The 21355-nt window shown below is 64.5% G+C and carries 20 protein-coding genes; 14 read left to right on the top strand and 6 right to left on the bottom strand.

Features of this window, described 5'->3' with window-relative positions:
* Positions 1–66 precede the first annotated feature (66 nt).
* The 4 genes from ACVWW1_RS37955 to ACVWW1_RS37940 form a co-directional block, all read right to left on the bottom strand.
* Entirely contained in the window at positions 67–924 is an 858-nt protein-coding gene (locus ACVWW1_RS37955) for an alpha/beta fold hydrolase (RefSeq protein WP_456659402.1), read from the bottom strand.
* A gap of 84 nt (positions 925–1008) precedes the next feature.
* Positions 1009–2052, bottom strand: a complete 1044-nt coding sequence (locus ACVWW1_RS37950; RefSeq protein ID WP_456659401.1) for a hypothetical protein — start codon at positions 2050–2052, stop codon at positions 1009–1011.
* 237 nt (positions 2053–2289) lie between these two features.
* Positions 2290–3411, bottom strand: a complete 1122-nt coding sequence (locus ACVWW1_RS37945; protein WP_456659400.1) for a branched-chain amino acid ABC transporter substrate-binding protein — start codon at positions 3409–3411, stop codon at positions 2290–2292.
* Between the two features lie 424 nt (positions 3412–3835).
* Entirely contained in the window at positions 3836–4954 is a 1119-nt protein-coding gene (locus ACVWW1_RS37940) for an AraC family transcriptional regulator (protein WP_456659399.1), read from the bottom strand.
* 233 nt (positions 4955–5187) lie between these two features.
* On the opposite strand from ACVWW1_RS37940, the gene paaG reads away from it, so the two are divergent.
* Together paaG and paaZ are read left to right on the top strand one after the other, a co-directional pair.
* Complete coding sequence (gene paaG / locus ACVWW1_RS37935) at positions 5188–5979, top strand: 2-(1,2-epoxy-1,2-dihydrophenyl)acetyl-CoA isomerase PaaG (RefSeq protein ID WP_456659398.1); 792 nt, start codon at positions 5188–5190, stop codon at positions 5977–5979.
* Between the two features lie 115 nt (positions 5980–6094).
* Positions 6095–8122: a phenylacetic acid degradation bifunctional protein PaaZ gene (paaZ, locus tag ACVWW1_RS37930; RefSeq protein WP_456659397.1), complete on the top strand. Its 2028-nt coding sequence runs from the start codon at positions 6095–6097 to the stop codon at positions 8120–8122.
* A gap of 8 nt (positions 8123–8130) precedes the next feature.
* Here the strand turns inward: paaZ and ACVWW1_RS37925 are convergent, their stop codons facing one another.
* Both ACVWW1_RS37925 and ACVWW1_RS37920 read right to left on the bottom strand, forming a co-directional pair.
* Positions 8131–8784 (bottom strand): TetR family transcriptional regulator, encoded by a 654-nt coding sequence (locus tag ACVWW1_RS37925; RefSeq protein ID WP_456659396.1) that lies wholly within the window; start codon positions 8782–8784, stop codon positions 8131–8133.
* Between the two features lie 174 nt (positions 8785–8958).
* On the bottom strand, positions 8959–9879 hold the full coding sequence (locus ACVWW1_RS37920; RefSeq protein ID WP_456659395.1) for a LysR substrate-binding domain-containing protein: 921 nt from the start codon (positions 9877–9879) through the stop codon (positions 8959–8961).
* A gap of 100 nt (positions 9880–9979) precedes the next feature.
* Here ACVWW1_RS37920 and ACVWW1_RS37915 point away from each other — a divergent pair, with 100 nt between their 5' ends.
* From ACVWW1_RS37915 to ACVWW1_RS37860, 12 genes are all read left to right on the top strand, one after another.
* Positions 9980–10753, top strand: coding sequence for an ABC transporter ATP-binding protein (locus ACVWW1_RS37915; RefSeq protein ID WP_176533313.1), 774 nt, complete (start codon positions 9980–9982; stop codon positions 10751–10753).
* Positions 10750–11472 carry an ABC transporter ATP-binding protein gene (locus ACVWW1_RS37910; protein WP_342713055.1) on the top strand — a complete coding sequence of 241 codons (723 nt, stop codon included), beginning with the start codon at positions 10750–10752 and terminating at the stop codon, positions 11470–11472. The genes ACVWW1_RS37915 and ACVWW1_RS37910 overlap by 4 nt, the downstream gene beginning before the upstream one ends.
* Position 11473: 1 nt before the next feature.
* Positions 11474–12388, top strand: a complete 915-nt coding sequence (locus ACVWW1_RS37905) for a branched-chain amino acid ABC transporter permease (protein WP_456659394.1) — start codon at positions 11474–11476, stop codon at positions 12386–12388.
* A gap of 3 nt (positions 12389–12391) precedes the next feature.
* Positions 12392–13465, top strand: a complete 1074-nt coding sequence (locus ACVWW1_RS37900; RefSeq protein ID WP_456659393.1) for a branched-chain amino acid ABC transporter permease — start codon at positions 12392–12394, stop codon at positions 13463–13465.
* Between the two features lie 30 nt (positions 13466–13495).
* Positions 13496–14683: an ABC transporter substrate-binding protein gene (locus tag ACVWW1_RS37895; protein WP_456659392.1), complete on the top strand. Its 1188-nt coding sequence runs from the start codon at positions 13496–13498 to the stop codon at positions 14681–14683.
* A gap of 88 nt (positions 14684–14771) precedes the next feature.
* Entirely contained in the window at positions 14772–15500 is a 729-nt protein-coding gene (locus ACVWW1_RS37890; RefSeq protein ID WP_456659391.1) for a LamB/YcsF family protein, read from the top strand.
* A gap of 37 nt (positions 15501–15537) precedes the next feature.
* Positions 15538–15780: an acetyl-CoA carboxylase gene (locus ACVWW1_RS37885; protein WP_456659390.1), complete on the top strand. Its 243-nt coding sequence runs from the start codon at positions 15538–15540 to the stop codon at positions 15778–15780.
* A 13-nt stretch (positions 15781–15793) separates the two neighbouring features.
* On the top strand, positions 15794–17194 hold the full coding sequence (locus ACVWW1_RS37880; RefSeq protein ID WP_456659389.1) for an acetyl-CoA carboxylase biotin carboxylase subunit: 1401 nt from the start codon (positions 15794–15796) through the stop codon (positions 17192–17194).
* A gap of 43 nt (positions 17195–17237) precedes the next feature.
* Positions 17238–18113 carry a 5-oxoprolinase subunit B family protein gene (locus tag ACVWW1_RS37875; protein WP_456659388.1) on the top strand — a complete coding sequence of 292 codons (876 nt, stop codon included), beginning with the start codon at positions 17238–17240 and terminating at the stop codon, positions 18111–18113.
* The gene (locus tag ACVWW1_RS37870; RefSeq protein WP_207835420.1) at positions 18103–19080 is read left to right on the top strand and encodes a 5-oxoprolinase subunit C family protein; all 978 of its coding nucleotides are present in this window, start codon (positions 18103–18105) and stop codon (positions 19078–19080) included. Before ACVWW1_RS37875 ends, ACVWW1_RS37870 begins: the two co-directional genes overlap by 11 nt.
* Before the next feature lie 211 nt (positions 19081–19291).
* A complete protein-coding gene (locus tag ACVWW1_RS37865) occupies positions 19292–20257 on the top strand; it encodes a LysR family transcriptional regulator (protein ID WP_456659387.1) in 966 nt (321 codons plus the stop codon).
* Between the two features lie 105 nt (positions 20258–20362).
* Positions 20363–21322 carry an AraC-like ligand-binding domain-containing protein gene (locus ACVWW1_RS37860; protein ID WP_456659386.1) on the top strand — a complete coding sequence of 320 codons (960 nt, stop codon included), beginning with the start codon at positions 20363–20365 and terminating at the stop codon, positions 21320–21322.
* Positions 21323–21355: the final 33 nt, after the last annotated feature.

Genomic DNA, 21355 nt, shown 5'->3' with positions numbered 1-21355 from the left:
TAGCCGGACGTCTCTTGCATGGATCTACCCGCTTCGGTTCGTGAATGGAGGCGGCCGCGCCCGTGCTCACTCAGGCTGCAGGCCCGACAAGAAAGCTTGCAGATCCGCTGCGAAGCGCTGCTCGAACGCGATGGCGCGGTGGGGTGAATGGCCGCATCCCTCATAGCGAACGATGTCGGCACGCGGATTGTCGTGCGCGAAGCGCGCATCGTGGTCCTCCAGCAACGCCGCTCCGCATCCGGGATCGGCCTGAACGATCCTGACCGGACAGAGGAATTCCCGCTCGGTCGGAATCGCCGCAAGAACCGAGGCCGCAACGTTTCCGTCCGCCCAGCACCGCCCATCTTGCCGCTGCAGCGCAGACGCATGGCTCAACAGATGACGGGAGCCGAAATGATCGCTGCCGATCCCGCCCATGGGCGTTGGAGAGTCTGCAAGGAACGCAAGGTAGGTGCCGAGTGGCGCGCGCGCCTGCTGCCACACCGTCTGACGCGCGCTGACGATCGAAAACAGCTTTGGGAATGCCGATTTCTCCCACTCGCCCGGCTGGCCAAGATACCATGGCGGATCCTCGAGGAATGCGGCGCGCACATTGGCATCACCGCGCTGTGCCAGCACACCGGCAACGCAGCCGCCGAGTGAGTGCCCGACAATCACCGCCGGACGCCCGATTGCCGCCAATGCGGTCGCCGCGTCCGAAACATAGTCGGCGAGCGCGTAGCTCGGGGCCCGATCCGAGTGCCCGTGCCCCCGGAAATCCAGGGTCCAGACCCGATATCGATCCTTCAGCCGGCCGCCGGTTTCCTGCCATGTGTCCCGGCTGAGCGACAGGCCGTGCAGAAACAGGATCGGTTCACCGTCCGGCGGGCCATCGACCGAAGCCGCAAGCCTGACGCCGTCATTGTCGAGCGCAATATCGGTCACCGAACATCTCCGTTGCGAAATACCATGAGCATCCGGCACCGGCCCGCCGGCTTGCAGTTCGGCATGAACTGCCGTCCGCCGGTCTCAGCGTCCGATCTGCCGGAACTTGTCTGTGAGGCCGTCGAGATAACCGACCCAGGTCGCATTGATCGGCTGGTTCTCGATCAGCGCGTGAAAGCGGATCATCATGCAGATCAAAAATAGCGGCTGGATGAATGCCGCGCGCACCGTCACCGCCAACAGGGCCGCGATGACGACGGTGACCATGGCGCCATATTCCCTGACAGCCTCCGGCAACCAGACCGTCACCACGCCGGCGGGGACCAGCAGCAGCAGGCACAGCAGGATGCTCAGTATCCGCTCGACGATGACCATCCAGACCGACGTCGCCAGGATCGGCTTGGCGTTCTGGCTATAGTAGACCAGTCCGTCCTGGATGTTGCGCCTCGGATCGTCGCCGCCGCGCGCCAGGTCGTAGGACAGCACCACCTTGTCCAGATAGCGCGTCGCGGCCGACAGGATGGTGTTGAGCAGACCGACGATCGCCTTCATGCCGGGCGCCGGCAGCCAATCGCCAAGCGTATCGAGCGCATTGTGAAACGCGCGGAGCACGGCGCGGATCAGCGCACCAAGTCCGAACAGGATCGCGACCTCGCCGAACCGGTCCATCACGATCCGGCGGCCGTAGGCGAACTGCCCTTCGCTGCCGTTGCCGATGCGGCCATGCGTGATCAGCTCGGTCAGCACGGCGACATGGCCGCAGGCGATCATGTGAAGCGTGTAGCGCAGGATGGCGCCCCAGATCCATCCGCCGAGCAGCAGGATGCCAAGCAGCCAGCAATAGCCGAACACGCTGGCGACATGGGTGCCGAGCCAGACCGCGCCGCCCACGGCGACGATGGCCCAGACCACGCACGCGGCGGCAAAGCCCAGCAGCACGCCCCATCGCGCCAGCGCATAAGGCAGGGTCTCGAGCAACAGCTTCAGCGCGGTGCCAAGACCGTGATCACGCACCAGCAGCGGGTAGGAGTGGGACGGTCCTTGAGACGGTCCTTGGGATTGTCCCGCAGCGTGCCAATCGGCTGAACCGCCGCGGCCGCCGCCATTGCTCAGGCTTATGTCAGACACGTGCTGCCTCTTGGGTTGCCGTGATCGATCGAAATTGGATTCAAAGGGATCGTTGTTGCGGGATCAGCTCGACGCGGTGACTGATGCGGCAACCTGCCCAAGGGCAGCTTGGCCGCCGGAAACCAGGCGTCACAGCGCCAACACCTCGGGGCTGGCAGAGGGTTGGTCCGTTGGCGCTGTGAGCCGGCACAGCCGCGACATCGATCAGGGAGGAGCGGCCGATGTCGCGGCCAGCGATCATTGACCGGCGGCCGGCAACTCGGCGTAGTTGCCGTCCTTGTCGCGGCGGTAGACGACGTAGTCGATCAGGGTGATGTCACCCTTCGGCGTGTAGCTGATGTTGCCGAGCACGGTGTCCCAGTTGCCACTCTTGATGGTCGCTGCGATCTTCCTGGCGTCCGTGGTCTGGGCGCGGGTGACGGCCTGGCTCCAGATCTGGAAGGCGGCATAGCTGTAGAGCGTGTAGCCGTCCGGATCGATGCCCTTGTCCTTGAACTTCTTCAAGGTCGCGGCCGCGGTCACCTTCTTGCGCGGATCGGGCGAGAAGGTGAACAGCGAGCCCTCGGCAAGCGGACCCGCGATCGCGGCGAACTGCTTGTCGACCAAGGCGTCGCCGCCCATCAGCACGGCATTGACGCCCTGCTCGCGCATCTGACGCAGGATCAATGCCGCCTCGGCGTAGTAGCCACCGACATAGACGAAATCGATCGATTCCTTCTTGAAGCGGGACACCAGCGCGGCAAAATCCTTGTCGCCCTTGGTGTAGGCTTCATAGAGCTTTTCCTTCACGCCCGCCGCGTTGATGGCGTTCTTCGTTTCGTCGGCAAGGCCTTTGCCGTAGGTCGTCTTGTCGTGGATGATCGCGACGTTCTTGGTCTTGTAGTTCTTGATGATATAGGCGGCCGCGACCATGCCCTGCTGGTCGTCGCGGCCGCAAACGCGGAACGTGTTCCACAATCCGCGCTCGGTGAAGAGCGGGTTGGTCGAGCCCGGCGTGATCTGCAGCACGTTACCCTCGGCATAGGCGTCCGAGGCCGGAATCGAGGTCGACGAGCAGAAGTGCCCGACCACGAACGGAATCTTCGCGCCGGCCATCTTCTCGGCAACCGACACCGCCTGCTTCGGATCGCAGGCGTCGTCGCCGACCTCCAGCTTCAGCTTCTTGCCGAGCACGCCGCCCGCCGCATTGATGTCGGCGATGGCGAGGTCAGCACCGTTCTTGAACTGCTGACCGAAGCTCGCCTCCGAGCCAGTCATCGGCCCAACCACGGCAACGCTGATATCCTGGGCCATGGCCGCGCTGGACAATGCCAGGCTCGTGCCAAGCGCAAGAAAGTATCCTCGAAGTGCAAACTTCATCATATTCTCCTCGATGGTCTCAAGTCGCCTCAATGCATCGCAATCGACTGGTCTCGCCAGCCGCAACGATCACCGGGGGCTGCCTTGTATGCGCGCGATGAGCAGCAGGCTCGGACTGAGGCGACGGGGGATTGGACATATGCGACATCGGGCAACAATGTGAAACACGTTGCCGTGCATTGGCGCCTGGAATCGTCCTGTGCGCGCGTCAGCACATGGCTGATGGCTTGTCCGATCACGGCCGCACCAATGGCTCGGGCTCTGCCGGCTTGACGCCGGCTCCGACCGGTGCTGCCGCCTCAACGTGTGGCGCTTGTGCGCGCCTCCACCGGCCGCTAATGATCACCGCCTCGCACGGGCCGTGATCGGTTGCGGAGAGCCGTAAGGAACGGTCGGGCCGCATCAGGGGAATTCAGACGGTCGGTCAGGAACGCCGCGGCACCGCGCGAATATCCGACGGCGTCACGCCGTAGTGCCGGCGGAAGGTGCGGTTGAAGTAGGACAGATCGCCGAACCCGACTTCAAACGCAATCGTGCCAATGGTGGTGCGGCTGTGGCGCGGATCGGTCAGCAGATGATGCGCGCGCGCCAGGCGCTGGCCGAGCACGAATTCCGAGAATGTCGAACCCGCGCTCTCGAACAGCCTCTGGATATGGCGCGGCGTGAGCTTCAGCCGCGCAGCCACCGCGGGCAGCGTGAGGTCGCCGTAGCTGAGATTGTCGCTGATATCGGCCTTGACCGCGGCAAGCCGGGCAGCCGCCAATCCGCCGTCCTCCGCGGCAACCGCCGCATCCCGGTTGGCGCCGATGATAAGCGCGCCGAGATCGATCAGATGCTTGACGACGGCGCCGCGCAGCTCGGGAGTCGAAAGCTGGTAGCTGTCATCGAGCTCCCTGATGTAAAGCGCCAGCAGCCGCATCGCCTCGGTGTTCGCCGGCAAAGGGCGGATCAGCATGTCTTGGGGATCGTTGACCAGCGAGGCGAGCGCCTTGCGCGGCAACCGGAGACCGACGAAGCGGCTCGGCGACACGGGCGCCACCATGGTGCCGGCTTCCGCGCTCGACTGCAGCACGGCCTGGCCCGGGCCGAGTTCGATATCGCGGCCGCGCTGCGAAGCACGGGTGTTGCCGCTCGTGATGATCGTCAGCATCAGGTCGTCGGTGCCGTCGAGCAGTTCGCGCGGTCTTGCGAGCTTGAGATTGCTGCACGCCCACGATCCGATACCGAGCCCGGACAATTCGCGCACATTCGCTTCGGCATGAAACGCGCCGTCGTCGAGCGGCTCCGGATCGAGCTTGACGATCATCCGCCCGATCTGCTCGCGAAAAATCGGCAAGCGGTCCCGCTCGCCGAAATGCGCGGTCGAGAATCGAAACCCTGTGATACCGCCCGACTGCATTGTCATCGGCTCGCCCTCATGGTGGCGGAAGTCGCCGCTCATATACGGCTGTTTTGTGGCGGCGCACAGCGCAGCCTGGGCGCCATGCAGCGCGGCTGCAAACGTGAACCTTTCGCGGGTTCCGCCGATGGCTCGATCTGACAAGTGTCAAGCATCGCGCATAAGCTTCGCAAATGCGCAGCGCAGCGCGCGCGACGCTCATCTGACGTCGTGCGCGAGATCGCGACCGGGAATAGAATCGTCCTCGATCGATAAACCGGAAGACGCCGTCCATGTCGGAGTGTGGACAATTATAATTGACTGACCGGACGGTCAATAGTAATCCAAACGCAGGTCACGCGACCTTCGGGCATCAGAAGCCGCAACGGGAGGTAATCATGGTCAGCGATTTGGTGTTGACCGATATCCGCGACGGATATCGCGTCCTGACGCTCAACAGGCCCGCTCGCCTGAATTCATTCAGCGCCGAACTGCACACCGCCTTGCTCACCGCGTTGACGGACGCCGAGCAGGACAGATCCTGCCGCGCGCTGATCCTGACCGGTGCCGGACGCGGATTCTGCGCCGGCCAGGATCTTTCGGACGGCGTCTTCACGCCGGGCGAGACGCCGGATCTCTCCGTGCGAATTGAAAAATTCTACAACCCGCTGGTGCGCAAGCTGCGCAGCATCCCGATGCCGGTCGTGTGCGCGGTCAACGGCGTCGCGGCCGGCGCCGGCGCCAACGTCGCCTTTGCCTCCGACATCGTGATCGCCGCACGGTCGGCCAAGTTCATTCAGGCCTTCGCCAAGCTCGGCCTGGTCCCGGATTCCGGTGGCACCTGGTTCCTGCCGCGGCTGGTCGGACCTGCCCGAGGGCGCGCCTTGACCCTGCTGGCCGAGCCTGTCTCCGCAGAACAGGCACAGTCATGGGGCATGATCTGGAAGATGGTTGAGGATGCGGATCTGTTGACCGAGGCTCACGCCCTCGCCGCCAACCTCGCGACGCAACCCACGGATGGCCTGGCGCTGATCAAGCGGGCGCTCGATGCGTCCGAGACCAACACGCTCGACGCGCAGCTCGACCTCGAGCGCGATTTCCAGGGCCGCGCCGGGCGGACGTCGGATTTCGCCGAGGGCGTGACCGCGTTCCTCGAGAAACGCGCGCCGCGGTTCGTCGGACGCGCCTAGGCGCAGAATTGAACATTCTGCCGCCACGGCAAGACGCAACATAGATCACAGGTCAAAGGGTTCGATTTCAATGACACAGCCTCAATCCAGCGGCGCGCGAACGGGAGAGTCCGTCATGAAGCTCAACAGCTTCGTCCGTGGACATTGGACCGGTTCCGGCGAACCGGTCGCCGAAATTCACAGCGCAGTCACCGGCGATGTCGTGGCGCTCGCGACCAGAAGCGATCTCGACATGCGCGAAATCCTCGCCTATGGCCGCGCGGTCGGCGGCAAGAATCTCCGCAAGCTGTCGTTCCATCAGCGGGCGGGCCTGCTCAAGACGCTGGCCGACCATCTCAGCCAGCACAAGGAGCGGCTTTACAAACTGTCGCTCCATGCGGGCGCAACCCGCACCGACGCGATGATCGACGTCGATGGCGGCATCGGCGCGCTGTTCGCCTATGCCAGCAAGGGACGCCGCGAGCTTCCGAACACCAGATACCTGCTCGACGGCAACGTCGAGGGGCTCTCCAAGGGCGGCGCGTTCGCCGGCCAGCATATCGTCACGCCGTTGCGCGGCGTTGCGGTGCACATCAATGCGTTCAACTTCCCGTGCTGGGGCATGCTGGAGAAGCTGGCGCCCGCACTGCTCGCCGGCGTTCCCGTCATCACCAAGCCCGCAACCGTCACCTCCTATGTCGCCTACGAGCTGGTGCGGATGATCACGGAATCGGGAGCACTGCCGGAAGGCACCCTGCAATTCATCGTCGGATCGACCGGCGACCTGTTCGACCATCTCACCTGCCAAGATGTGGTGTCCTTTACGGGCTCGGCCGACACCTCGCAAAAGCTGCAACGACATCCGGTCATCGCGCGCGAGGCCGTCAGGTTCATCGCCGAGCGGGATTCGCTCAACGCCGCGATCCTGGCGCCGGACGCCGTGCCGGGAAGTCCGGAGTTCGACCTCTTCATCAAGGAGGGGGCGAAGGAGATGACGGTCAAGGCCGGGCAGAAATGCACCGCGATCCGCCGCGCATTGGCGCCATCAACGCAGATCGACGCCGTCATTACGGCGCTGCGCGAGCGTCTCGCCAAAGTCACGATCGGCAATCCCGAGAACGAGAAGGTCAGGATGGGACCGCTGGTCGGCCTCGCCCAGCGCAGCGATGTGCTTGCTCACGTGGCGAGGCTTCGCACCGAAGCCGAACTGGTGGCCGGCGATCCCGACAACTTCGAGCTGGTCGACGCCGACGCCAAACGCGGCGCCTTCGTTCCGCCGCTGCTGCTGCACTGCGCGAAACCGCTCACCGCAACCGCGGTCCACGAGATCGAGGCGTTCGGGCCGGTCTGCACCGTGATGGGCTATGACGATCTGGACCAGGCCATCGCGCTGACCAATCGCGGCGGCGGCAGCCTGGTCGCGTCCGTCTACACCCACGACATTCCGACCGCGACCGAGCTCGCGTTCGGCATCGGCAGCTTTCACGGCCGTCTCGCGATCATCGATCGCGACTGCGCGGCCGAACACACCGGACACGGCTCGCCGATGCCGCAGATGGTTCACGGCGGCCCCGGCCGCGCCGGCGGCGGCGAGGAACTGGGCGGCGTCCGCAGTCTCCAGCACTACATGCAGCGCACCGCGTTGCAGGGCTCGCCTCGCATGCTGAGCGGCGTCACCGGCCGCTGGTTCAAGGGCAGCCCGATGCTCGAAGGTGATCTGCACCCGTTCCGCTATCACTACGACGATCTCGAGATCGGCCGCACGCTGGTCTCGAAGGCGCGGCAGATCACCCTCGACGACATCGAGCACTTCGCGCATTTCACGGGCGACACCTTCTACGCCCATATGGACGAAGAAGCGACCAAGGGACATCCGTTCTTCCCGGGCCGCGTCGCGCATGGCTACCTGCTGCTGTCGTTTGCGGCCGGCCTGTTCGTCGATCCCGACTACGGGCCGGTGCTGGCGAATTACGGCCTCGATAGCCTGCGCTTCGTGAAGCCGGTCCAACCGGGCGAACAGATCCAGGTGCGGCTGACCGCGAAGGAGAAGACGCCGCGCAACAAGCAGTATGGCGAGGTGCGCTGGGACGTCGAGATCACGACCGGGACCGGCGAGACCGCGGCGACATATGAACTTCTGACGATGAATGCGATGCGAACGTAACGCGCAGCTCAGAGCAACTCGGCCTGCCGGCTGCGGCCGGCGGGCTTTGCCTTGCTGCGCGGCCGGCTGGCGGCGGCATCCGCGGCACCCGCCAACACCAATTGCGCAACAAAGTCGGCGTATTCGGCGCGAGTCATCGGCCCGCCCTCGCGAAACCACATATAATGCCAGTTCAGCATGCCGAACACGCTCATTGTCAGCGGCTTGAGGACGCGCTTCTGCTTCGCCGCCGGCACGGCCGCGGCGAGCGCATCCGACATGATCCCGACCAGGATCCGCTCGCTCGCAAGCAGCGGCTGCTGCTTGTCCTTCGGCAGCAGATTCAGACTTGCGATCTGGACCTGATGCTCGGCGTCGGCATGCCGGTAGAGTTCGAGCAGGGTCGCAACGATCGTTCGGAAGCGCTCGACCGGATCGCCGGCCTGTGCGCTCGCCTTCCGAACCGCCGCCACGAGCTTCTCGAGATGCGACGACAGGAGATCGAACAGGATCGCTTCCTTGTCCGGATAATAGTGATAGAGCAGCGCCTTCGAGACACCGCACGCATCCGCGATCGTGTTCATCGACGTGCCGACATAGCCCGATGCGGCAAACAGCTCGGCCGAGCGATGCAGCATCGAGAGGCGCTTGTCATCGTAGTCCTTGGCGCGCGATCGAGCCATGTCTTTCCGTTCTATTCGGCCGGATATTCGGCTCTCGTCTTGAGGTGCGAATCAAATGACGGCAAAATTCGGGACCACCGCCCTGCTTGCGCCGGGCCGCGTCCGAGCCAGCATTTATTGACCATCCGGTCGAATAATTCCATGGCTGAGTTGGAATGGCGCCTCTCCGGGACCTCAGTCGAGCTTGAACGGCTCCGATCCGGGATAGGAATGGGCGACGAACTCGCAGAAGGCGCGGGTCGCCGGTGAAAGCGTCGCGTTGCCCTTCCAGGCTAGCCCGACATCCATGGTATGGACGTCGTCATCGAGCGTCTTGAGCTCGATGCGATGTCCCTCGAGCGACCAGGGCCGGTAGACCATGTCCGACAGGATGGTGATCCCCATCCCGGTCGCGACCATGCTGCGGACGGCCTCCACCGACAGGGTGCGGAAGATGACGTTGGGCACGTGCGCGGTATGCTGCCAGTAGCGCATTGCGGAGCGCTCGGCTTCATCGACGGTCAACATGAGATAAGGCTCGCTCGCCAGGTCGGTCAGCTTGATGTTGTCCTTGCGCAGCAGCGGATGATTGACGCATGTCCACAACCGACGCGCCGAGCGCAACAGCAGCCGCGAGCGAATGGAGTGGCGGTCATGCAGGTTCGCAATCAGCATGATGGCCGCATCGACGCTGCCGCTGATCAGGCTCTGCTCGATCGCATCACGCTGAAACTCGTGCAGCCGGACCGTGATGCCGGGAAAAGACCGCCAGAACCGCGTCAGCAACGGCGGCAGGAAATATCCGGCAACGGTATAGCTCACGGCCACGTCCACGGTGCCGTCGACCTGTGTCCCCCAGCGATGCGGCCCCCGCGTCGCATCTGACACGCTCGCCTCGATCGCGCGGGCGCGCTGCAAGAACTCGTGGCCGTCAAAAGTCAGCGTCACGCCGTTGGAATGGCGGTCGAACAATTTGCGGCCAAGCTCGGCCTCGAGGGCCTTGATCGACGACGTGACCGCCGATTGCGTCACGTTCAGAGCTGCCGCAGCTGCGGAAACGCGTCCGCTCTCCGCCGTCGCGATGAAGTGCCGAACCTGACGGAACGTCAGAGACATAAAAATTTCCGATATCAGCGAACGATATTTCGAATTTTACAATCCCCCGACGGAACGGAAAGATCAATCCGCCGGTTCCGGGTGAGAAGGCGTTGGGATGATGTCCGAAGGTTTGGAATTGGTCGCGCGCGGTGTCAGCGTCCAATTCGAAGGCCTGAAAGCGCTGTCCGACGTCACACTGGCCGTGCCGCGGGGACATATCGCCGGACTGATTGGCCCCAATGGAGCCGGCAAAACCACCCTTATCAATGTATTGACCGGTTTCCAGCCGGTCGGCGCGGGCACTGTGGAGCTGGAAGGCGAGCCACTCAACGGCATTGCAGCGCACATGCTGCGACGCAAAGGCGTGGCGCGGACCTTCCAGTCAGGCCGGCTTTTCCGCGACCTCCCTGTCATGGACAACCTGGAAGTGACCGGCGTCGGCCTCGGCCAAGGCCGTCCCGACGCCATCAGCGAGGCCGAGCGGGTGATGGCCTGGCTCGGCATTTCGCATCTCGCCAACAGCATTGCCGGCGCGCTGCCCTATACGGATGAGCGCCGCGTTGCCATCGGCCGCGCCATCATGGGCACGCCGCGATATCTGCTGCTCGACGAACCGGCGGCAGGCATGTCGGAGCATGAGAGCCACGAGCTCGCCGCCATCATCCGCAGGATCGCATCCGAGCTCAATGTCGGCGTGCTGCTGATCGAGCACAATATCGGCCTCGTGCTGGAGCTCTGCGAGCGCATCTTCGTGCTCGATTCCGGCGAGATCATCGAAGTCGGCCCGCCCGCCCAGATCCGCAACAGCGATGCCGTGCGGCATGCCTATATGGGCACGCAGCGCGACGAACTGATTCCACCGGTCGCAGCCGAAGCGGCCGTGGCGTCATGACCGCACTCGTCGTCGACGACATCACGGTCAGCTATGGGCGCCTCACGGCGCTCCGCGGCGTGACATTGACGGTCGACGAAGGCGAAATCCTGTTCGTGACCGGCCCCAACGGCGCCGGCAAGTCGACGCTGCTCAACGCCATCGCAGGCGTCGTGCCGCCGGGCTCCGGCTCCATCATGATCGACGGCGCAAGGATCACGGGTGCCGCGCCCGAAGACATCGCGCGGCGCGGGTTTTCGCTGGTGCCGGAAGGACGCAACGTCTTCGGCGCGCTGACGATCGAGGAGAACCTGAAGGTCGGCACCGGCATGCGCGCCGATCGCAAGACAATCGCCGGCGACCTGGATCGGGTCTACCAGGAATTCCCGATGCTGGCGGAGCGCCGCCACAGCCCTGCGGGCATGCTCTCCGGCGGCCAGCAGCAGATGCTGGTCATCGGCCGCGCGCTGATGGCCGCGCCCCGCATCATGGCGATCGACGAGCCGTCGCTGGGTCTCGCGCCGAAGATCATCGACCAAGTCTACGAGATCCTGCTGCGGCTGCGGGCCCAGCGCAAGCTCACGCTGCTGATCGTCGAGCAGAGCTCGACGCGCGCCATGATGACGGGCGGGCGGATGGTCCTGATCCGCGGCGGGCGCATCGTGCTCGAGGGCCCCGCGGCCGACATGGTCAGGGATGATCGCCTGAAGCAGACCTATTTCGGCTTCGGAGATCACTGAGATGCGCGAGCTGCTCCAGATCATCTTCGATGCGCTGAGCCTCGGCAGCCTCTATGCGCTGGGCGCGCTCGGCATCGCCCTGATCTTCGGCGTCATGCGGCTCGTCAACTTCGCCCACGGCGATTTCATCGCCTTCTGCGTCTTCGCCATGCTGTGGCCGTCGATCGATGCGGCGGCGATCGTGTTTGCCGGCCAGTTGCCGTTTTATCTTTTGATCCCGCTGCTGCTGCTGATCGGCGCCGCGCTGTCCATCCTGTCGGAGGTCGTCGTCTTCCGCCGCTTCCGCAACGCCAATCCGGCGACGATGATGATCGCGTCCTTCGCGCTCGGCTTCGTCATCCGGCATGTCCTGCTGATGCTGTTTTCCAGCCGGCCGAAGTCGATCACGCTGTGGCCGAGCCTCGGGCTGCCGGTCGAAGTCTTCGGCGCGCACATCCCGATGCTTCAGGTCGTGACCATCATCATCACGCTGGCCGTGCTTGCGATCCTCGTCCTGTTCCTGAAGCGCACGCGCTATGGGCTCGAGATGCGCGCGGCGGCCGACAATTTCACCATGGCGCGCATGCTCGGGGTCCGCGCCAACGGCGTGATCCTGCTGGCCTTTGCCATCAGCGGCATGCTGGCGGCGGCGATCGGCCTGATCCTGGCGACCAATTCCGGCACCGCCGACATCGGCATGGGCGCCAACGTGATGCTGATCGCGTTCATCGCGACCGTGATCGGCGGCCTCGGCAGCATACCCGGCGCCGTTGCCGCCGGCTTCCTGATCGGTGCGGCCAGCGTCGTGTTCCAGGCGACCTTGCCGCACGACGCCCGCGTGTTCCGGGACGCTTTCGTCTACGGCGCCGTCATCGTCGTCCTCCTGGTGCGGCCGCAGGGCCTGTTCGCACCGAAATCCGCCAAGCAGAGGGTCTGATCGATGTCGCAGCGGCCGTCCGTCATCCGGCAAACGATCATCACGCCGATCGTGCTGATCGTGGCGCTGCTCATCATGGCCGCCCTCTCCTATCAGTTCGGCAGCCGGGCCTTCAACCGCACCGTGGTCGAGATGTTCATCAACATCATGGTGGTGGTCGGCCTCTACGTCTTCGTCGGCAATTCGGGCCTGCTGTCGTTCGGCCATATCAGCTTCATGTGCCTCGGCGCCTACATGACCGCCTGGCTCACCATTCCGCCGGTGATGAAGTCGATCACGCTCAAGGGCCTGCCGGCGTGGCTGCTCCATGCGCAACTGCCGATGTGGGTGGCGACGCCGATTTCCGGCCTGTTTGCCGCATTGTTCGCGCTGATCGTCGGGCGCGTCATCATGCGCCTGTCGGGCATTGCCGCCTCGATTGCGACCTTCGGCCTGCTCGGCGTCATCAACAACGTCTATTCGAACTGGGATTCAGTGACGGGCGGACAAGGTTCGATCGTCGGCATTCCGCCCACCATGAATGTCTGGACCGCATGGATCGGCGGCGCCGTGGCCATCGCGATCGCCTATCTCTATTCGATCTCGCGCTCGGGGCTCGCGCTGCGCGCCACTCGCGACGAAGCGGTCGCCGCCAGCGCCTCCGGCATCGACATCGTCCGCGAGCGGTTGGTCGCCTTCGTCGTCAGCGCCTTCATCATCGGGCTCGCCGGCGCGCTGTACGCGCATTTCCTGAGCATCGTCAATCCCGGCGCATTCTATCTGCGGACCACCTTCATCACGCTGTCGATGCTGGTGGTCGGCGGCATGTACAGCCTCAGCGGCGCGGTCTCGGGCGTAGTCGCGATATCGGTGCTGATCGAGCTGTTCCGTGATCTCGAAAAGGGCGTCAGCCTGGGCGGGCACACCATCGGCCTGCCGAACGGCGTCCAGGAGATAGCGATCGGCATCATCACCATCGTGATCCTGATGTACCTGCCGACGGGATTGACCCGCAACCGGGAGTTCTCCTGGCGCCGATGGCCGTTGCAGCGGCGCCTGACCCGGCCGGTCCAGACCGCACTGAAGGAACTGCACTGACGCTCGTTTGTAAAATTGGAGGAGTGGCATATGCGCTTTACGACATTACTCGGCATTCTGGCCGGAGCATCCGCGCTCTGGTTCACGCCGGCCCAGGCGGCCGACGAGATCGTCGTTGGTTTTGCGACCGCGGCATCCGGATTCATGCAGGCCTATGACAAGCCGGCGCAGGACGCGGCGCTGATCCGGATCGATGAGATCAACAAGGCCGGCGGCCTGCTCGGCAAGAAGATCAAGCCGGTGTTTGCCGACACCAAGACCGATCAGGCCGAGGGCGCCAAAGCCGGTCTTGCGGTGCTCGACCAAGGCGCCGACCTCGTGATCGTCTCCTGCGATTACGATTTCGGCGCACCCGCTGCGCTGCAGGCGCAGGCCGCCGGCAAGGTTTCCTTCTTCCTCTGCGCCGAATCGATCAAGGCCGGCATCCCCGGCGTCGGCCCGTTCTCGTTCTCGGCCTCGGTGCTGGCACCGGTGCAGGGCGCAACCATGTCGGAATGGGCGTACACCAAGAAGAACGCGCGCAGCTTCTATCGGCTGCTCGACAGCTGGACCGTCTACAACAAGGGCATTTGCGACGGCTTCGACTGGATGCTGCCGCGCCTGAAGGAGGCCAAGCTGGTCGGCAGCGACACCTTCAAGAACGACGATGCCTCGATCGCTTCGCAGATCACGCGGATCAAGAGCTTGCCGAAGGAACCTGACGCCATCATGCTCTGCACGATGATGCCGGGCGCCGTGTCCGCCATCAAGCAGATCCGCGCCGCCGGCATCAAGTCGATGATCCTGAACGGCTCGGGCGTCGACGGCAGCTACTGGATCAACGCCGTTCCGGACCTGTCGAACTTCTACGTTCCCGTGCAGGGCTCGGTCTACGGCGACGATCCGAACCCGAAGGTCAACGAGTTCAACAAGAAGTACAAGGAAGTCACCGGCGGCGACCCGTCCAGCCAATACGTCTATCCGGGCTACGTCCTGATCGATGTCTGGGCCAAGGCGGTCGAACGCGCCAAATCGACCGATGCGGCGCCCGTCGTCGCCGAGCTCGAGAAGATGAACAACGAGGCCACGCTGTTCGGGCCGCGCACCTTCACCAAGGACATCCACCACCAGAACCAGGGCCGTTACCTGATCGTCGACACCGAGGCCGGCAAGCCGAAGGTGGTCGACCAGTGGACGATCTCGGAAAAGATCCCGCTCGATTATCTGGTGTCCAAGTAACCCGGCAACGCGCCGCCCCGGTGCGTCAGAAGCACCCCGGGGCGGCCGCGACGGTCGTATGCAAAGCCAGTTGGAAGGAAATCAGGGGATGGTCGTGATCAACTGCGACATGGGCGAGGCCTACGGCCTCTACAAGATGGGCGACGACAAGGCATTGATGCCCCATATCGACGTCGCCAACGTCGCCTGCGGCTTTCATGCCTCCGACTTCAACCACATGCGCAAGACCGTGCAGCTCGCCAAGGAGTTCGGCGTCAAGGTCGGCGCGCACCCCTCGTTGCCGGATCTGCAGGGATTTGGCCGCAGGGAGATGAAAATCAGCCGCGAGGAGCTGACCAACTGCCTGCTCTACCAGATCGGCGCACTCAAGGCGTTCCTGGATGCCGAAGGCATGGCGCTCAATCATATCAAGCCGCACGGTGCGCTCTACGGCATGGCGTCGCGCAACGAGGACATCGCCGAAGCCGTGGCTGACGCAGCCGATGTCTACAAGGTACCGCTGCTCGGCATGAAGGGAACGCTGCACCAGCAGGTCTATGAGCGCCGCGGCCACGCCTTCGTCGCCGAATACTACGCCGACCTCGACTACAATGCCGACGGCAGCCTGATCATCACCCGCGAGCACGAGGCGAAGGACCCGGCCGAGGCCGCCACCCGCTGCGCAAGAGCCGTCAACGAGGGCAAGACGCGCACGGTGGCGGGAAACGACATCGTCGTCGGCGCCGATTCGATCTGCATTCACTCCGACACGCCGAACGCCGTCGCCATCGCGGAAGCCGTCCGCGAAGCGGTTCGCCCCTACCTCACCGCACGCTGAGCCGTCGCGAAAAAAACCAATTACCCACGAGGAAACCATGGCAACGCAGCAGATCTTCTCGCCGCTCCCGGGCATCTTTTACCGCAAGCCCGCCCCCGACAAGCCAGTCTACAAGAACGACGGCGACGTCGTCACGGAGAGCGACACGATCGGGCTCATCGAGGTGATGAAATCGTTCAATGAGGTGAAGGCCGGCGCCGCCGGCAAGATCGTTCGCTTCCTGGCTGAGAACGAGGATGCCGTGATGGCCGGCCAGCCGATCGCCGAAATCGACGTTTGACCTCCGACCAGCCATGGCGATCAAGAAGCTCCTCATAGCCAACCGCGGCGAGATCGCAGTGCGCATCATCCGCGCAGCGCGCGATCTCGGCATTGCGACGGTCCAGGTCTACAGCAAGGCCGACAAGGATTCGCTCGCGGTCCGGCTCGCCGACGAAGCGGTCGACATCGGTCCGCCGCAGGCGTCAAAATCCTATCTCAACCAGGCGGCCATCCTCGCTGCGGCGCAGAGCACCGGTGCCGACGCCATTCATCCCGGCTACGGCTTCCTGGCCGAGAATGCCGAGTTCGCGGCCGCGGTGGAAGCAGCCGGATTGATCTTCGTCGGCCCGACTGCGCAATCGATCCGGCTGATGGGCGATAAGGTCGCAGCGCGCGAGGCCGCCGCCTCGGCCGGTGTGCCGACCGTTCCCGGCAGTCAGGGGCGGCTGGAGTCGGCGGATGCGGCTTTCGCGCTGGTCGAGAAAACCGGTTTCCCGGTGATGATCAAGGCCGCTGCGGGCGGCGGCGGACGCGGCATTCGCATCGCACGGTCCGCCGAGGAATTTCATCATCTGATGCCGCAGGCGCAGGCCGAGGCGCTCGCGGCGTTCGGCGACGGCGGGCTCTACGTCGAGAAGCTGATCGAGGGCGCACGGCACATCGAGGTCCAGGTGCTCGGCGATGGACGCGACGTGATCCATTGCTTCGAGCGCGAATGCTCGTTGCAGCGGCGCCGCCAGAAGGTTTGGGAAGAGGCCCCCTCGCCCTCGCTCACCCAGGCCGTGCGCGAAAAACTCTGCACGTCCGCGGTGGCGCTGGCCAAGGCGGTCAACTACCGTGGCGCCGGGACGCTGGAATATCTCTACGACGACAGGACCGGCGAATTCTACTTCCTCGAGATGAACACCCGCATCCAGGTCGAGCATCCCGTCACCGAAATGGTCACCGGCATCGACCTCGTGTACGAGATGATCCGGATCGCCGGCGGTGAGCCCTTGCGCATCCAGCAGGACGCGGTGCGCGTCAGCGGTCATTCGATCGAGGTCCGCATCAACGCCGAGGACCCCGCCAGAAATTTCCTGCCCAATCCGGGTACGGTGAGTGCGCTCAGCGTGCCCGGCGGCGATGGTGTGCGCTTCGACAGCATGCTCTATCAGGGCTACACGGTGCCTCCGTTCTACGACAGCCTGCTCGGCAAACTGATCGTGCACGACAAGGATCGACCGAGCGCCATCAGACGGCTCGAGCGCGCGCTTGCCGAGCTCAGCGTCGAGGGCATTTCCACGACAAAGCCCTTGCACCAGGCGCTGGCGCGCGACGCCGACGTCAAGGCCGGACGCTTCCATACGGCTTGGCTCGAACCATGGCTGGAATCCCACGCCGCCGGCCTTGCCACCGCTCAGCCGCCATCGGCCGTGAAGGTCGCGCCATGATGGCGAGAGAATCCGCCCCGTCAGCAACAGGAGGCCGCTAGTCATGCAAACTCGATTTTCCTTCGGCGGCGACGAACACATTTTCGCCGAGGTCGGCGAAGCGATGTCGCTCGAGGCCTTTTTCAAGAGCCTCTTCATCACCAATGCGGTGCGCGACGCCAAGATCAAGGGCGTCACGGAGATCTGCCCGGCAAACGCGTCCTATCAGGTCAAGTTCGATCCGGATCAGATCAAGCCCGACGATCTGCTGGCCGAACTGAAGCGGCTGGATTCCGCATCCGAGAAATCGGAACCGGTGATCAAGACGCGGATCATCGAGATTCCCGTGCTGTACAACGATCCCTGGACGCACGAGACGTTGATGCGCTTCCGCGAGCGTCATCAGGATCCGAACGGGACCGACCTCGAATACGCCGCGCGCATCAACGGCCTCGATAGCGTCGACGCCTTCATCAAGGCGCATTCCAGCGCGCCCTGGTTCGTCTCGATGGTCGGCTTCGTCGCCGGACTGCCCTTCCTCTACCAGATGGTCGAGCGCAAGCGACAGCTTCAGGCGCCGAAATATCTGCGCCCGCGCACCGACACACCGAAGCTCACTGTCGGACATGGCGGCTGCTTCAGCTGCATCTACTCGGTACGCGGCGCCGGCGGCTATCAGATGTTCGGCATCACGCCGATGCCGATCTATGATCCGAACCAGAACATCAGCTATTTGCGCGACTTCATGTGCCTGTTCAAACCAGGCGACATCGTAAAGTGGAAGCCGATCGACCGGGCGGCCTACGACGCAGCTGTCGCCGACGTCGACGCCGGCCGTTTTGCGCCAGTGATCCGCGACGTCTCGTTCTCGCTGACCGATTTCAACCGCGACGTTGACGCCTACAACGCCAAGCTCGATGGAGTTCTCCATGGCCGTTAGGGTTTTGAAGCCGGGTCTTGCGACCACCGTCCAGGATCTCGGACGTCCGGGCTATTATCACATCGGCATCCCGCTCTCCGGCGCCATGGACCGTCACGCGCTGGTCGCAGCGAATCTGCTGGTCGGCAACGAGGCAGGCGCCGCCGTGCTTGAAGCCGTGTTCATGGGACCCGAGCTCGAATTCACCGCGGACGCAACCGTCGCGGTCACCGGCGCGGAGCTGCCGCCGAAACTCGACGGCGAGCCGCGCGAAACCTGGACCAGCTTCAGGGTGAAGCGCGGCCAGATCCTCTCCTTCGACTTCCTCAAGCAGGGTGCGCGCGGCTACATCGCGGTCGCTGGCGGCATCGACGTGCCCGTCGTCCTCGGCTCGCGCTCGACCTACGCGCTCGGCGCGCTCGGCGGCTTCAAGGGTCGCAAGCTCGAGGCCGGCGACGAGCTGCCAATCGGCAGTGCTGCCGCGACGGGCAAGGATGGACGCACCGTTGCCAGGGATTTGCGCGGGCAGCCGGCAGGAATGCCGACGGAACTGCGCGCCATGCCCGGTCTCTACTGGCACCGCATCACCGAGGCGGCCGGCAACGGCTTCTTCTCCGACACCTGGAAGGTGGCGCCGGAAGCCGACCGGATCGGCTACCGTTTCAAGGGCGGCAAGCCGCTCGAATTCGTTCCGCGCGAACCGCCATTCGGCGCCGGCTCCGACCCGTCCAACATCACCGATGCCTGCTATCCCTATGGCTCGATCCAGGTTCCCGGTGGCACCGAACCGATCGTGCTGCATCGTGACGCAGTCTCCGGCGGCGGCTACTTCATGGTCGGGACCGTCATCGCCGCGGACATGGACCTGATCGGCCAGCTGCAGCCCAACACGCCGGTGAAGTTCGTCAAGGTCGACATGAACCAGGCGCTTGCGGCCCGCAAGAGCCGGTCGGAATTGCTGGGCAAGCTGCACAACGCGCTGGCGTAGCCGCCGACAGCCGCTGCCCCTATCCGCCAAAGACCGCGGCCACCGATCGGGGTGGCCGCGCGTATTCCAGGCTTCAGGCCGTCGGTTGCGGCCTCTCGCGCCTGATATTGACGTCACCGCGAGCTCTGTACCTGTCGGCACGAGAGTTGCACCGAATGCAGCCGGGCTGAGAAACACCGCTCATAAGTTAGGCAACATCGGAACAACCGCGATGTCCGTTTCTCTGAAACAGATCCGCTACTTCGTCGCCGCCGCCGAAACCGGGCGCATCAGCCAGGCGGCCATCGACCTCAACGTCTCGCAATCCGCGGTCACCGCGGCCATTCAACAGCTCGAAGCGACCGTCTGCGCCCGCCTCCTGGAGCGCGCGCCGAACGGCGTGACCGTCACCATGGAGGGCAGCCGCTTCCTGTCCCAGGGCCGTCAAATCCTCGCCGCCGTCGCCGAAGCGGTGCGGAACACGCAGATATCGGCGGGACCACTGTTCGGGACGGTCCGCATCGGCGTCACCTACACCGTGTCGGGCTATTTCCTGCCGCGTCACCAGAAGCGCTTCCAGGCGAGCTTTCCCGGTATCACGATCGAGCTGTTCGAGGCCCCGCGTGACGTGCTTGAACGCGCGCTCGTCGACGGCGCGCTCGATCTCGCGGTGATGCTGGTTTCGAACCTGCGCGACAACGCCAAGCTCACCAGCGAGACGCTGCTGCGATCGCCGCGCCGCCTGTGGCTTGCGCCCGAGCATCCGCTGACTCGCGCCGAGCGGGTCCATCTCGCTGAGATCGCCACCTATCCTTACGTCATGCTCACCGTCGACGAGGCCAAGCACACCTCGATGCGCTACTGGAGCAACGCCTCGCTCGAACCGAAGACGATCTTCCGCACCTCCTCGGTCGAAGCCGTGCGCTCCATGGTCGCGGGCGGCATGGGGATCGCCATTCTCTCCGACCTGATCTACCGGCCCTGGTCGCTGGAGGGACAGCGGATCGAGACCCGGGTCATCGAGGACGAGGTGCCCAGCATGGATATCGGTCTAGCCTGGCGGCGCGACACCAAGCCGTCGGAAGCCGCGATGGCGTTCCGCGATTTCATGCGCTTTGCGGTTGCGGGCGTGGGGCCGGCCCGGCCTCCTCTCAGCATGGATCACCGGCACCCGGCCGAGGAGGCGATCGAAATCTAGAATATCTGTTTCCGTTTTATTCGACTTGACGCCGTCCGGCAGTCCTCGCCAAACTTTGGCCGGGACACGACGACCGGAGGCACAGCCGGCGGCGGGGAGTGAGACATGCAAGTCACCTACACGACCAACGACATCCCGTTGCAGACCCGCCGCCAGTACTGGCAGGAGGTCGTCTCGAAGACTTATTACTCGCTCGACCTGCGCTTCCCGAGCACGCGCGACTTCAATGCGCGCCTCGGCGCCTGGTCGATGGGTCCCCTCTCGGTCTCGCGAAACATCGCCAACGGCCTGCTGTACAAGCGCCATGAACGGCACCTCCTGAACGAGCGCGAGGAATCCTTCCTGATCACGGTGCCCGAACTTGCCGAAATCCGTTTCGAGCAGGACGGCAAGGTCGTGCACTGCCGGCCGGGCGCGTTCCTGATCGAGCGCAGCCACCTCCCCTACGAGTTCAGCCATCAGGATCCGACGGCGCTGTGGTGTCTGAAGATCCCGAGCGCGGTGCTGCGCAGCCGGATTTCGCGGCCTGAGCGCCTCGCCACGCTGCAATTCGACGCCAGCCGCAGCGTCGGCGCGCTGTTCGTCGACACGCTGCGCCTCTCCAGTGAGCGGATCGAGGAAATGGACGAGACGGCGCGCGCGATGATGGGCAAGCACCTCATCGAGCTGCTTGCGATGGCCATCGAATCCGACGACCGCGTGCTGACCGGCCACTCGTCCTCGGTGCGCAACGGCCACCTGCTGCGCTGCGAGCAGTTCATCCGTGCCCGCCTCGACGACATGCGGCTCACGCCACAGATGGTCGCCGACGGCTGCGGCATTTCGCTGCGCTATCTGCACCAGATCTTCGAGGGCGAGGGCCTGACCGTCTGCGCCTACATCCGCAACCAGCGGCTATCGATGTGCGACGCCCTGCTGCGCGACGCGAGCTGCCGCAAGAGCATCTCCGAAATCGCCTACCAATGGGGCTTTGCCGACCAGGCGCAATTCAGCCGCAACTATCGCGGCCGGTTCGGCTGCACCCCGAGCGAGGCGCGCGCCACCTCGCGCGCCGCCAACGCCTGAACGGGGCATCGCGACCGCACCCATCTGACCGTT

Source organism: Bradyrhizobium sp. JR3.5 (assembly GCF_054057015.1).
Note: the sequence above shows the minus strand (reverse complement) of the source record. Positions and strands in the feature narration are given on the sequence as shown.

What these genes read in the sequence shown, in the direction of transcription:
- ACVWW1_RS37945 (WP_456659400.1), bottom strand. Translation starts at nt 3,411, where the DNA reads ATGAAGTTTGCACTTCGAGGATACTTTCTTGCGCTTGGCACGAGCCTG.
- paaG (WP_456659398.1), top strand. Translation starts at nt 5,188, where the DNA reads ATGGTCAGCGATTTGGTGTTGACCGATATCCGCGACGGATATCGCGTC.
- paaZ (WP_456659397.1), top strand. Translation starts at nt 6,095, where the DNA reads ATGAAGCTCAACAGCTTCGTCCGTGGACATTGGACCGGTTCCGGCGAA.
- ACVWW1_RS37925 (WP_456659396.1), bottom strand. Translation starts at nt 8,784, where the DNA reads ATGGCTCGATCGCGCGCCAAGGACTACGATGACAAGCGCCTCTCGATG.
- ACVWW1_RS37920 (WP_456659395.1), bottom strand. Translation starts at nt 9,879, where the DNA reads ATGTCTCTGACGTTCCGTCAGGTTCGGCACTTCATCGCGACGGCGGAG.
- ACVWW1_RS37915 (WP_176533313.1), top strand. Translation starts at nt 9,980, where the DNA reads ATGTCCGAAGGTTTGGAATTGGTCGCGCGCGGTGTCAGCGTCCAATTC.
- ACVWW1_RS37910 (WP_342713055.1), top strand. Translation starts at nt 10,750, where the DNA reads ATGACCGCACTCGTCGTCGACGACATCACGGTCAGCTATGGGCGCCTC.
- ACVWW1_RS37905 (WP_456659394.1), top strand. Translation starts at nt 11,474, where the DNA reads ATGCGCGAGCTGCTCCAGATCATCTTCGATGCGCTGAGCCTCGGCAGC.
- ACVWW1_RS37900 (WP_456659393.1), top strand. Translation starts at nt 12,392, where the DNA reads ATGTCGCAGCGGCCGTCCGTCATCCGGCAAACGATCATCACGCCGATC.
- ACVWW1_RS37895 (WP_456659392.1), top strand. Translation starts at nt 13,496, where the DNA reads ATGCGCTTTACGACATTACTCGGCATTCTGGCCGGAGCATCCGCGCTC.
- ACVWW1_RS37890 (WP_456659391.1), top strand. Translation starts at nt 14,772, where the DNA reads ATGGTCGTGATCAACTGCGACATGGGCGAGGCCTACGGCCTCTACAAG.
- ACVWW1_RS37885 (WP_456659390.1), top strand. Translation starts at nt 15,538, where the DNA reads ATGGCAACGCAGCAGATCTTCTCGCCGCTCCCGGGCATCTTTTACCGC.
- ACVWW1_RS37880 (WP_456659389.1), top strand. Translation starts at nt 15,794, where the DNA reads ATGGCGATCAAGAAGCTCCTCATAGCCAACCGCGGCGAGATCGCAGTG.
- ACVWW1_RS37875 (WP_456659388.1), top strand. Translation starts at nt 17,238, where the DNA reads ATGCAAACTCGATTTTCCTTCGGCGGCGACGAACACATTTTCGCCGAG.
- ACVWW1_RS37870 (WP_207835420.1), top strand. Translation starts at nt 18,103, where the DNA reads ATGGCCGTTAGGGTTTTGAAGCCGGGTCTTGCGACCACCGTCCAGGAT.
- ACVWW1_RS37865 (WP_456659387.1), top strand. Translation starts at nt 19,292, where the DNA reads ATGTCCGTTTCTCTGAAACAGATCCGCTACTTCGTCGCCGCCGCCGAA.
- ACVWW1_RS37860 (WP_456659386.1), top strand. Translation starts at nt 20,363, where the DNA reads ATGCAAGTCACCTACACGACCAACGACATCCCGTTGCAGACCCGCCGC.